This window comes from Klebsiella sp. 141198 (assembly GCF_050600785.1).
GTDB lineage: Bacteria > Pseudomonadota > Gammaproteobacteria > Enterobacterales > Enterobacteriaceae > Klebsiella > Klebsiella aerogenes.
In genome coordinates, this window is sequence record NZ_JAQIRM010000003.1 from 499,372 (window position 1) to 511,742 (window position 12,371).

Genomic DNA, 12,371 nt, shown 5'->3' on the forward strand with positions numbered 1-12,371 from the left:
GTCGCCGCGAGAGCGATTTAACTGAAGAACATCACCGAGACGCAGAGCAGCCCGACGATCAAGGTTATGAGATTACCCAGCGAACGGTAGGGCTTGAGCGCCGGAATGATATACGTCGACAACGTCGGCATGATGAACAGAATCATGGCGATAAGCGGGCCGCTGATGGCGTAAATCATCGAGATGGCGTTCGGATTGATAAAGCAGACGATGAAAGTCAGCGCCGAGACCAGCATAATCGACATGGCGCGGTTAAAGGCGCGGCTCTTGCGAATGCCGAGCTGGCCGAGAGACGTTTTAACGATCTCGCTGGCGCCTTCGATCACCCCAAAATAGGTGCCGAGGAACGATTTCGACATCGCGACCACCGCGACGATAATGCCGGTTACTGCAAGCCAGCCCGGCGCGCCCGGCGCCATGGAGAGCGCAGAGAGAATCGTCACCCCTTCATTACGCGCGGCTTCGATGTACGGCAGCGGAATGGACAGCAGGCAACTGAAGACAAAAAACAGCACGCTGGCGCAGATGATGGTGTAGGCCACCTTCATGATTTTTTTGCATTTACCCATGGCCAGCTCACCATATTTCTCCTGCTGATCGATAGCGAAGGTCGAAATAATCGGCGTATGGCTAAAAGCGAAAACCATCACGGGAATTGAGATCCAGATTTGGTGCCAGGTCTTTGCGTTCAGCTGCATCTGACTGGTGAGGTGTTCCGGTTGCCAGCTGCCAATCAGGTAGATGGAGAGGAACAGGAAACAGCCAATCAGCGGGAAGACGAGGAATCCCATCACTTTGATGGTCATATGGCGCCCCATCAGGAAGATCAGATTCAGTACCAGCACCACGGCGAGGCTCAGCAGAGCGCGTATCCCAGGGGTCATCGCCACGTGTCTCGCCAGTTGTTCAGCCAGCGAATTAGTGATTGCCACGGCATAGATCAGGATCACCACGAAGAAGGCGAGAAAGTACAGGCTGGTGATCAGATTGCCGACTTTTTTGCCGTAGTAATGATTGACCGCGCCGGTGATCCCTTCACCGGCCGCCACTTTTGCCGACAGGATGAATTGACACAGCGCTCTGTGCGGCCAGTAGGTTAACGGCCAGGCAACCAAAGCGGTAAGGAACAGCACGATGGCGCCGGCCGAACCGAGTTGAATCGGCAGGAATAGGGTGCCGGCGCCTACGGCAGTGCCATATAGAGCAAAACTCCATAGAGTTTCTTCTTTAGACCAAATTTTAGACATTATGCGAATTTATCAACCGTATAACCCAAAAAAAGGAGTGCAATTTACCACATTTATGAATCGTTTGCGGTGATAGTTTTCGGCGATAAATAAACCTGCGGATCGCCAAAGGGTTAGGCGATCCGCGCGATCGAGAACGTTAATTATTCGGCAGACTCTGCGGCTGGCGATACTTCAGGACGCGCACGCGCAGCGTATCCCACGCCCAGTTAAAGAACATGGTGTAGGGCAGGAAGAACAGCATAAAGCCGATTTCCAGCATAAATGCCTGCACCAGCGACACGCCGAGTACCAGCGCGACGACGGTGACGCCGATGATGATAAAGCCGCACTCAAAGCCGATGGCGTGCAGCGCGCGCACCCACAACGTACGCGCCAGTCGTGAAACCGGCCACAGACGGTCGAAGGCGGCGTTATAGATCAGGTTCCAGACCATCGCCATGGTGGCGAGCAAAATGGCCAAGCCGCCCATTTCGACCACCGATCGCTGCATTAACCAGGCAGCGGTCGGGGCCAGAATTAACGTGGCGAGGCCTTCAAAGCTCGCCGCGTGGAGTACGCGTTCCAGTAGCGTCTTACGTTGCAGGTTATTGGTTTTCATTTTGGGATACCTCGTGTTAGTTCTGTCATCCAGATTTACCCGGCATTTTATGGAAAAATGTGATAAACAAAAGATAGATTCCATCGATAAAGTAGATAGGTTATGCATTATTCTCCCGAAGCTCTCACCGCCTTTGTAGAAGCCGCTGCCAGCGGTTCGTTCTCCGCCGCTGCCCGGCGGATGCGTAAAAGCCAGTCCACCATCAGTACCGCGATTTCGAATCTTGAAACCGACCTTGGGGTGGTGCTGTTCGATCGTTCCACTCGCCAGCCGACGCTGACCGCTCAGGGCGAGCAGGTGTTGGGCTATGTGAAAGCAATACTGGCCGCCAGTTCGCGGCTGGATGAGCTTGCCCGCTCCTTATCTGGCAATACTGAACCGCGATTGACCTTCGTTTTGTCGGACACTCTGCACCCGGATGTACTGGAGAATTTGCTGGAACAGTTCGATCGGCGTTTTCCGCATACCGAGTTTGAATGTCTGATTGGCGAAGATGAAGACGTGGTGGATCTGCTGCAAAAAGAGCGCGCGCAGGTGGGGCTTATCGAAGCCAGGGACAGCTATCCGATGGAGATCGGCAGCATGCGCTTACCGTTGCAAACGGCAATGGGGATTTATGTTGCGCCGGGGCATCCGCTGGCCGGTCAGGAACGGGTTTTCTGGGATGATCTGCACGGCTGGCGTGAACTGCGTCTCAGCACTTATCTTGAGAGCGCGCCGGATCCCTCTCGCGGCCAGGTATGGTCGGCGCCCAACTATTTACTGCTGCTGAGTATGGCGGTGCAGGGCTTTGGCTGGTGTATTTTGCCCTGCGCGCTAGTGGAAGAGTTCGCCGGTAGCGGCAAGCTTAAAGCGTTGAATATCGCCGGCTGGCCGCGGTCGATCTCGGTGGATCTCTTGTGGAATAAGCGGGCACCGCTGGGGGAAGCGGGCAGCTGGCTGCGCCAACACCTTGAAGGGCAAGGCCGCGAGTCGTGACGGCGAACTTTGTGAACCGCCTCACTTTTTTTAAACAATTGCGAAATTTTTTGATAACAATTCTCTACTATAACGGCATCTATTGATGGTTCTTTGCGCAGAAGGTAAAGGATGAAAGATGTCGTGATCGTCGGCGCGTTGCGTACGCCCATCGGCTGTTTTCAGGGAACGCTGGCGCGTCACTCGGCGGTGGAATTGGGCAGCGTGGTGGTGAAGGCGTTAGTCGAGCGGAGCGGAATCGATCCGCAGTGCATTGATGAAGTGATCCTCGGTCAGGTGCTGACCGCGGGCACCGGGCAGAATCCGGCGCGTCAGTCGGCGATCCGCGGCGGGCTGCCGAATACCGTTTCGGCGATCACCATCAACGACGTTTGCGGCTCCGGACTGAAAGCGCTGCACCTGGCGACTCAGGCCATCCAGTGCGGCGAAGCGGATGTAGTGATTGCCGGCGGCCAGGAAAACATGAGCCGCGCGCCGCATGTGCTTACCGACAGCCGAACCGGCGCGCAGCTGGGCAATAGCCAGCTTATCGACAGCCTGGTGCATGATGGGCTGTGGGACGCTTTCAATGATTACCATATGGGCGTAACGGCGGAAAATCTGGCGCGAGAGTATGGGATTAGCCGAGAATTACAGGACGCCTGGGCGCTTAGCTCGCAGCAAAAAGCGCGGCGGGCGATAGACTCCGGGCGGTTTCGCGATGAAATCGTGCCAGTCGCCACCGAGCATAACGGCAGTAAACGGCTGGTGGATACCGATGAGCAGCCGCGGATGGATGCCAGCGCTGAAGGGTTAGCCAGCCTGATGCCGACCTTCGACCAGCTTGGGTCGGTGACCGCGGGTAATGCATCGAGTATTAACGATGGCGCGGCGGCGGTGATGATGATGAGCGAGTCAAAGGCCCAGGAGCTGGGGCTGCCGATTCTGGCGCGCATTCGCGCCTTCGCCAGCGTCGGCGTCGATCCGGCGCTAATGGGCATTGCGCCGGTACACGCTACCCGCCGCTGTCTTGAGCGCGCGGGTTGGCGGCTGGATGAAGTGGATTTAATTGAAGCCAATGAAGCTTTCGCCGCCCAGGCGATTTCCGTTGGCAGAGTGCTGGAGTGGGATGAACGGCGGGTTAACGTTAACGGCGGGGCTATCGCTCTGGGCCATCCAATTGGCGCCTCCGGCTGCCGTATTCTGGTGTCGCTGGTACATGAAATGATTAAGCGCGATGCGCGTAAAGGGCTCGCGACGCTGTGTATCGGCGGCGGTCAGGGCGTTGCGCTGGCGGTGGAGCGCGCATAATACGATCTCGCGCCGTCTTTGGCGCGAGGTCCATCATCCTCACCGATCTTCCTTTCTTCGTTTTTCTACCTGATTTTCATTCTCTGCGCTTATTTTTCAAAGATAAGCTAACCAGTTGTATTTTAAGTGTTTACACAGGTCACCGCTCCTTGGCGATGTGATCCGTTTTGCGTTTTTATCATTTTTAATCATAAAAAATGAAACGTTGTTTTAATTGTCATTGAAAATGATTTTTCCGCGGTCTACTATGTGAGCATTAGCAAAACGGAACTCTGTTTTATTTTTATGATGGGGATGTTCCAGGAGTTCTTCTTAACCTCAGAACCTTGCCTGTGGTGAGCAGGCCGTGAAAGAAAGGAACCAGATATGATTCTTGATGCATTCTCTCTTCAGGGGAAAGTCGCGGTAGTGACCGGCTGCGACACCGGTTTAGGCCAGGGCATGGCGGTTGGGCTGGCGGAAGCGGGCTGCGATATCGTCGGTATTAATATCGTTGAGCCGACGGAAACCATCGAGCGCGTTACCGCGCTGGGGCGTCGTTTTTTAAGCCTCACCGCCGACCTGCGGCAGATAGATGGTATTCCGCAGTTGCTTGAGCGCGCGGTGGCGGAATTTGGCCACATCGATATTCTGGTCAATAACGCGGGGCTGATCCGCCGTCAGGATGCTATCGAATTCAGCGAGAAAGACTGGGATGACGTGATGAACCTGAACATCAAAAGCGTCTTTTTCATGTCCCAGGCCGCGGCGAAGCACTTCATCGCCCAGGGTAACGGCGGCAAGATCATCAATATTGCCTCCATGCTGTCGTTCCAGGGCGGGATCCGCGTGCCGTCCTACACCGCCTCGAAAAGCGGCGTCATGGGCGTAACTCGCCTGCTGGCCAACGAATGGGCGAAGCATAGTATCAATGTTAACGCCATTGCCCCCGGCTACATGGCAACCAACAATACCCAGCAGCTGCGTGCCGATGAACAGCGCAGCGCGGAAATTCTCGACCGTATCCCGGCCGGTCGCTGGGGGCTGCCGAGCGATTTAATGGGTCCGGTAGTGTTTCTTGCTTCCAGCGCATCCGATTACATCAACGGCTACACCGTGGCGGTAGACGGCGGTTGGCTGGCGCGCTAACAGACATAGTCGTACAACCCGCCAACCGGCGGGTTGTTTTCTGAACAATGATCGTCCATATCATGAGGTTTAAATAATCCATACTCGTTAGTCATAGAAAATAAAATACTCGCCATACATCAGGGTTTTTTTGACGAACGGACAGCATTTTTTGCATAAGATAAAGTTTAATGTCCATCACAAAAACAATGCTACCAGCCGTTTTATCCATATCTTCGCCATCTCCCGCCTGACACCTTAGCCCTGCGATCCCGTACTTTCACTGCACGCATACTCTGTTGAGGCAGGAAAAAAATGACTTCATTGACCACCGATCCGGGTTTACTCCCCAATGCGCAGCGCAACACCCGGCGCATGAACCAGTTTGTCTCCATTGCCGCCGCGGTGGCGGGTTTGTTATTCGGCCTTGATATCGGCGTGATTGCCGGGGCGCTACCTTTCATCACCGATCATTTCGTTTTATCCAGCCGTCTGCAGGAGTGGGTGGTCAGCAGTATGATGCTTGGCGCGGCGATTGGCGCGCTGTTCAACGGCTGGCTCTCTTTCCGTCTTGGCCGTAAATACAGTCTGATGGTCGGCGCGGTGCTATTTGTGGCGGGCTCTATCGGCTCGGCATTCGCCACCAGCGTCGAGATGCTGCTGGCGGCGCGTATTGTCCTTGGCGTCGCCGTCGGTATCGCCTCTTATACCGCGCCGCTCTATCTTTCTGAAATGGCGAGTGAAAACGTTCGCGGCAAGATGATCAGCATGTATCAGTTGATGGTCACGCTTGGCATCGTGCTGGCGTTCTTATCCGATACCGCCTTCAGCTACAGCGGCAACTGGCGGGCGATGCTTGGCGTGCTGGCGCTGCCGGCGGTATTGCTGATTATCCTGGTGGTGTTCCTGCCTAACAGCCCGCGCTGGCTGGCGGAAAAAGGCCGCCATATCGAGGCCGAAGAAGTGCTGCGCATGCTGCGCGATACCTCGGAAAAGGCGCGCGATGAGCTGAATGAAATCCGCGAAAGCCTGAAGCTCAAGCAGGGCGGCTGGGCGCTGTTCAAAGTGAACCGCAACGTGCGTCGGGCGGTATTCCTTGGCATGTTATTGCAGGCGATGCAGCAGTTTACCGGCATGAATATCATCATGTATTACGCGCCGCGGATCTTCAAAATGGCCGGCTTTACCACCACCGAGCAGCAGATGATCGCCACGCTGGTGGTCGGCCTGACCTTCATGTTCGCGACCTTTATCGCGGTGTTTACCGTCGACAAGGCCGGGCGTAAACCGGCATTGAAAATCGGCTTTAGCGTGATGGCGTTGGGCACCCTGGTGCTGGGCTACTGCCTGATGCAGTTTGATAACGGTACCGCCGGCAGCGGCCTCTCCTGGCTATCGGTGGGGATGACTATGATGTGTATTGCCGGGTACGCGATGAGCGCCGCGCCGGTAGTCTGGATCCTGTGCTCCGAGATCCAGCCGCTAAAATGCCGCGACTTCGGCATCACCTGTTCGACCACTACCAACTGGGTGTCGAACATGATTATTGGCGCGACCTTCCTGACGCTGCTGGACGCGATTGGCGCGGCAGGCACGTTCTGGCTCTATACCGCGCTGAACGTGGCCTTTATCGGCGTGACCTTCTGGCTGATCCCGGAAACCAAAAACGTGACGCTGGAGCACATCGAACGCAAGCTGATGTCCGGTGAAAAGCTGCGTAACATCGGCAACTGATCACACGGATTCACGCGGCAGCCACGGGCTGGGAACCTTAATGGTATCCCGATGGCTGTCGCCGTTAATGATATGTAGGGCGCTCAGGCGGCCAATTTCATAATGCGGCAGTTGCACCGTTGACAGCGGCGGCAGGAAGAGATCGCCAATCCCCACCATATTGTCATAACCCACCACCGCCACATCTTCCGGGATCCGCAAACCCTGCGCCAGCAGCGTCTGGTAGACCATAAAGGCGATGCGATCGTTGCCGCACACCACGGAATCAAACCGCGGTTTACCCTGCTCAATATGGGCCAGCAGCTGGCCGGGAATATCGCGATAGTGTTCGTCACCGTAGGTCATATAGCAGTGATCGAGCGTATCCGGATCAACCTGCGCCTCACGGCAGGCGCGTTCCAGCCCCTGTCGGCGGCGTATCGTCGCCAGATGCCTGGCCGGAAGATGCAAACAGAGCGGGCGGCGATAGCCGGCGGCCAGCAGCGCTTTCACCGCGTCGTACTGGCCTTGCTCATCGTCCGGAATATAGCTGGCGACGTTCTCGTTCAGGCTTTCGCAGTTGGCCAGCACGCAGGGCAGCGTCAACAATTTTGCCGGTAGCGGAACCTGGCGTAGCCCCATGGTGGTGTAAATGATGCCGTCCGGGCGGTGGGAAAGTAGCAGGTCGAGAATGGCATCAGGGTTGTCATCCGAGAACATGTTGACCACAAAGCTGTTCCAGCCGTGGGCCCGCGCCGTCTCTTCGATAGAGAGCGTTATCTCTACCGAGAAAGGGGTGGTCACCGTGTCCAGCGCCAGTACGCCGATGGTGCTCGGCGTTGCCCGGGCGCCGCGAATTTTCTTCGCCGACAGGTCGGGGACGTAATTGGTCTGTTCAATCGCTGCCTGTACGCGGGCGAGCGTTTCCGCCTTCAGGCGCTCCGGGCTGTTCAGCGCGCGGGATACCGTCATCAGTGAGACGTTGGCTAGCTTCGCTACATCTTTCAGGGATGCCATGGTGATTACTCCGGTATACAACTAAGTCGCTGATGTAAAAGGATCATACGATAGTCTATCCCAGCCCGATGGTGAAGCATGGCGAGGAATAGTTGATCGCGATCTCATCTCCATTATGTTAACGTTAACTTTTGTGATTAACATCATGAATCGTCACAAAACCAGATGAGAGTTGTTTTTTGTTAACGTTACCATTTGCACATTACTCCAACACGAGAATGTCATGATGAAGACACATCACTCTCACAGCTACCCCTTACTCAGTGCCTTACTGTTTTTCTTTTTTGTTACCTGGTCTTCTTCCGGCTCGTTGCTTTCCATCTGGCTACATCAGGAGGTAGGGCTGAAAGCCGGGGATACCGGCATTATCTACGCGGTGCTGTCGGTCTCGGCGCTATTCGCCCAGATTTGCTACGGCTTTATTCAGGATAAACTGGGGCTGCGCAAAAATTTACTCTGGTATATCACCGTCTTACTGATCCTTTCCGGGCCGGCCTATCTGCTGTTTGGCTATCTGCTCAAAATCAACGTGCTGCTCGGCAGTATTTTTGGCGGCATCTATATCGGCCTGACCTTTAACGGCGGCATTGGCGTGCTGGAGTCCTATACCGAGCGCGTGGCGCGGCAAAGCCAGTTTGAATTCGGTAAAGCGCGGATGTGGGGATCGCTGGGCTGGGCGGTGGCGACCTTTTTCGCCGGGCTGCTGTTCAACATTAACCCACAGCTGAATTTCGCCGTCGCCAGCTGTTCCGGTCTGGTTTTCTTCATGTTGCTGGCGCGGCTTAAGGTTTCTTCAGCGCCGCACGCCATGCAGGAGGCGGTCAGTGGCGGTAAAGTCACGCTGGAAGACGCGCTGCGCCTGCTGACGCTGCCGCGCTTCTGGGCGCTGGTGTTTTTCGTCGTCGGCACCTGTATTTACGGCGTTTACGACCAGCAATTCCCGGTCTATTTCTCTTCGCAGTTCGCCACGCTGCATGAAGGGAACGCGATGTATGGCTATCTCAACTCATTCCAGGTGTTCCTCGAAGCGGCGGGGATGTTCTGCGCCCCGTGGCTGGTCAATCGTATTGGCGCGAAAAACGGCCTGATCTTCGCCGGCATGGTGATGGCGATGCGCATGGTGGCCTCCGGGCTGGTGGAAGGCCCGGTTCTGATCTCGATTACGAAACTGCTGCACGCCGTGGAATTGCCGGTGCTGCTGGTTTCCATCTTTAAATACAACAGCCTGAACTTTGATAAACGCCTTTCTTCCACCCTGTACTTGGTTGGTTTCGCCTGCACCAGTTCGGTTATCGCCACCGTACTGTCGCCGCTGGCGGGCTATAGCTACGAAAAATACGGTTTCGCCGACTCCTATTTGATCATGGGACTGCTGGTGTTCTGTACCACCTTCATCTCCATCTTCCTGCTGCGATCCAATAAGGCCTCTTCGGATTCGCTCATGTCGCAGCCATCCACTATCTGACTGAAAAGAGAAATGAATATGATGTATTCCATTAGTAACGCGGAGCGGGAACTGCAGACGAAAAGCGTGGATCTCAACCCGCGCTGGTATCCGCGTTATCACCTGGCGGCCCGTGCGGGCTGGATCAACGACCCCAACGGGCTGGTATGGTTCGACGGCTGGTACCACGCGTTTTATCAGCACCACCCGTATTCAAACCAGTGGGGGCCGATGCACTGGGGCCACGCGCGCAGCAAGGATCTTGTGCATTGGGAACACCTGCCGGTGGCGCTGGCGCCGGAAGGGCCGGAAGATAAAGACGGCTGCTTCTCCGGCTCGGCGGTGGTTGATGGTGATACGCTGGCGCTTATCTACACCGGCCATAAATTTCATGGCGATCCCGCTGATGAAAATAATCTGTACCAGGTCCAGTGTCTGGCGACCAGCCGCGATGGCATCCATTTTGAGCGCCAGGGGATGGTCATTGATACCCCGCCGGGGATGCACCATTTTCGCGACCCGAAAGTATGGCGTGAAGGTGAAAGCTGGTACATGGTGGTCGGCGCGCGGGTAGACGACGTCGGCCAGGTGCGGTTGTACCGTTCCGCCGACCTGCGCCACTGGCAGGATGCCGGTATTCTTGCCCAGGCCGAAGCGGGGATGGGCTACATGTGGGAGTGCCCGGATTTCTTTGAACTCGATGGCAAGCGGGTGCTGATGTTCTCGCCGCAGGGGATGGCCGCAGACGGCTTTGCCCGGCGCAATTTATTCCAGAGCGGCTACCTGCTGGGAGACTGGCAGCCGGGGCAACCTTTTGTCCGCGAAGAGGCGTTTGTCGAACTCGACAGCGGCCACGATTTCTATGCGCCGCAAAGCTTCCTCACCCCCGATGGCCGACGAATTGTTATCGGCTGGCTGGACATGTGGGAGTCGCCGCTGCCGGAGCAGCAGGACGGTTGGGCCGGTATGCTGTCGCTGCCGCGCGAGTTAAGCCTCGGCGCGAATAATCGGTTATTGATGCGTCCGGCAAAAGAGGTGGAAGGCCTGCGCCGCGACTGGTTCCCGTGGCCGGTCAGTTCGTTGAAGAATCAGCAACTGACGATGGTAGAGCACTGCGAAACCATGGAGGTCAACCTGCATTGGGATACGGCCAATAGCGGCGCCGAGCAGTACGGTTTGAGCTTTGGCGAAGGGCTGAGGGTATATGTCGACAATCAGATGCAGCGTCTGGTGCTGGAGCGCCGCTATCCGCAATATGGTTTGTGCGGCACCCGCAGCGTTGCGTTACCGGCCGGTTCGGCGTTGAAGCTGCGGCTATTTTTCGATAGCTCATCCGTTGAGGTTTTCGTCAATGATGGCGAAGCCTGCCTCAGCAGCCGTATTTATCCTGATGCCCGGCGCCGGGAATTAGCTTTATTTTCCTGGAGCGGCAGTGCGGCATTAATTGATGGCGGAGCGTGGAATATCTAATTAAAGAGTCATTAACCAGAATCACCCGTTAGCAATCGCTGGCGGGTATTTAATATTTACCAAAATAATAAAACAATACCTTTAATATATAATAAGCAGGGTCTAACGATGAATAAAATCTGGGTTGGATGTCTTATCTCGTCTTTATTTATTCCCGCCGCCGGCGCGCAGCAAACGCTTTCGCTTGAGGAGCGCCTGGCGCAGATGGAGCAGCGCTTAAAAGCCACCGAGCAGCGGGCGCAAAACGCCGAGGCGGAAATCCGCGAACTGAAGCAGCAGGAGCGCGCGACGGCTAAAAGCAGCGTGCCTGCGCCCGCGACGGTTGCCGCGCCCGCGCTGGCGGTGAATAAAGATGTCGATTTAAAATTTTACGGTGATGTTGAATTTAATATGGATGGCGCCAGCCGAACCGGCAGCCTGACCTCGGTAAAAACCAGTGCGAATAAAAACTGGGCGCCGGGGGATAAAGAACGTTGGGATATCAATGGGCGTATTTTGTTAGGGTTCGATGGCTTACGTAAAGGCGCTAATGGTAAATATTCCGGCTTTAGCGTACAGCCGCTGGCGGATATGACCGGAAAAATGAATCTTGATGATGCCGTATTTTTCTTTGGTCAGGAAAATGACTGGAAAATAAAAGTGGGGCGTTTTGAAGCCTACGATATGTTCCCGCTGAATCAGGATACGTTTATTGAATACTCTGGTAATACCGCCAACGATCTCTATAGCGACGGTTACGGTTATATCTACATGATGAAAGAGGGGCGCGGGCGTAGCAGCAGCGGCGGTAATTTCCTGCTGAGCAAATACCTCGATAACTGGTACTTTGAGCTCAACACGCTGGTGGAAGACGGCAGTTCGCTGTTTGTCGATCAAAACTACCACGGCAACGCGCTCGATAATCGTAAAAACGTGGTCTACGTGCGGCCGGTGGCGGCCTGGCAGTCCGGGCCGTGGTCGGTGGCGGCGGCGGTTGAGAGCAATCTGGTGAACAATGCTTATGGCTATCAAAACCAGAATGGACGCTGGGTCGATCAGTCCAGCCGTACCGGTTACGGTCTGACGATGAGCTGGAATACGCTTAAAACCGATGCCGAAGATGGCATGGTGGTGAATCTCAGCACCGCTTATCTGGACGCGGCGGATGAAGAGGATTTCAGCGCCGGTATTAACGCGCTGTGGCATCGCGTCGAGCTGGGATATATCTACGCGCACAACAAAATCGACCAGTTCAACATGGCGGGGGTCAGCGGCGAGTGCGATGGCGACTGCGCGATTCTGACGCCGGGCCGCTATGACATCCACACGATTCATACCTCCTGGCAACTGCCGAATATCATGGATATGCCGAACTTTAATATTTATCTCGGCGCCTATGCCTCATGGCTGGATTCGTCGGCCCAGCAGGGCGGGAACGCCGACGAACGCTATGGCGCGCGCGTGCGCTTTAAATATTTCTTCTGATGTGGCCGCCGCCCAACAGCAACAGTGGAAAGTTATCGGC

At 55.6% G+C, this 12,371-nt stretch carries 10 protein-coding genes; 7 read left to right on the forward strand and 3 right to left on the reverse strand.

From position 1 onward, the window contains the following. Window positions 1-17: 17 nt before the first annotated feature. Window positions 18-1,247 (reverse strand): amino acid permease, encoded by a 1,230-nt coding sequence (locus tag PGR10_RS12330; protein WP_430923543.1) that lies wholly within the window; start codon window positions 1,245-1,247, stop codon window positions 18-20. 139 nt (window positions 1,248-1,386) lie between these two features. Then, a complete protein-coding gene (locus tag PGR10_RS12335) occupies window positions 1,387-1,848 on the reverse strand; it encodes a multidrug/biocide efflux PACE transporter (protein WP_087859689.1) in 462 nt (153 codons plus the stop codon). Between the two features lie 102 nt (window positions 1,849-1,950). On the opposite strand from PGR10_RS12335, the gene PGR10_RS12340 reads away from it, so the two are divergent. From PGR10_RS12340 to araE, 4 genes are all read left to right on the forward strand, one after another. Beyond that, the gene (locus PGR10_RS12340; RefSeq protein WP_087859688.1) at window positions 1,951-2,826 is read left to right on the forward strand and encodes a LysR family transcriptional regulator; all 876 of its coding nucleotides are present in this window, start codon (window positions 1,951-1,953) and stop codon (window positions 2,824-2,826) included. A 111-nt stretch (window positions 2,827-2,937) separates the two neighbouring features. Beyond that, window positions 2,938-4,116 (forward strand): acetyl-CoA C-acetyltransferase, encoded by a 1,179-nt coding sequence (locus tag PGR10_RS12345; RefSeq protein WP_045396653.1) that lies wholly within the window; start codon window positions 2,938-2,940, stop codon window positions 4,114-4,116. A 366-nt stretch (window positions 4,117-4,482) separates the two neighbouring features. Beyond that, a complete protein-coding gene (gene kduD, locus PGR10_RS12350) occupies window positions 4,483-5,244 on the forward strand; it encodes a 2-dehydro-3-deoxy-D-gluconate 5-dehydrogenase KduD (RefSeq protein WP_430923544.1) in 762 nt (253 codons plus the stop codon). Between the two features lie 294 nt (window positions 5,245-5,538). Then, window positions 5,539-6,957, forward strand: a complete 1,419-nt coding sequence (gene araE, locus PGR10_RS12355) for an arabinose-proton symporter AraE (protein WP_015369908.1) — start codon at window positions 5,539-5,541, stop codon at window positions 6,955-6,957. Here the strand turns inward: araE and PGR10_RS12360 are convergent, their stop codons facing one another. Next, window positions 6,958-7,953 (reverse strand): LacI family DNA-binding transcriptional regulator, encoded by a 996-nt coding sequence (locus tag PGR10_RS12360; protein ID WP_087859686.1) that lies wholly within the window; start codon window positions 7,951-7,953, stop codon window positions 6,958-6,960. It abuts the gene before it with no gap. A gap of 223 nt (window positions 7,954-8,176) precedes the next feature. Between PGR10_RS12360 and PGR10_RS12365 the strand changes: the two genes are divergently transcribed. The 3 genes from PGR10_RS12365 to PGR10_RS12375 all read left to right on the forward strand — a co-directional run bounded on the left by PGR10_RS12365 (window position 8,177) and on the right by PGR10_RS12375 (window position 12,331). Further along, complete coding sequence (locus PGR10_RS12365; protein ID WP_045373827.1) at window positions 8,177-9,418, forward strand: MFS transporter; 1,242 nt, start codon at window positions 8,177-8,179, stop codon at window positions 9,416-9,418. 18 nt (window positions 9,419-9,436) lie between these two features. Then, window positions 9,437-10,867 (forward strand): glycoside hydrolase family 32 protein, encoded by a 1,431-nt coding sequence (locus PGR10_RS12370; RefSeq protein WP_213793505.1) that lies wholly within the window; start codon window positions 9,437-9,439, stop codon window positions 10,865-10,867. Between the two features lie 108 nt (window positions 10,868-10,975). Continuing rightward, window positions 10,976-12,331: a carbohydrate porin gene (locus PGR10_RS12375; RefSeq protein ID WP_430923545.1), complete on the forward strand. Its 1,356-nt coding sequence runs from the start codon at window positions 10,976-10,978 to the stop codon at window positions 12,329-12,331. Window positions 12,332-12,371 lie beyond the last annotated feature (40 nt).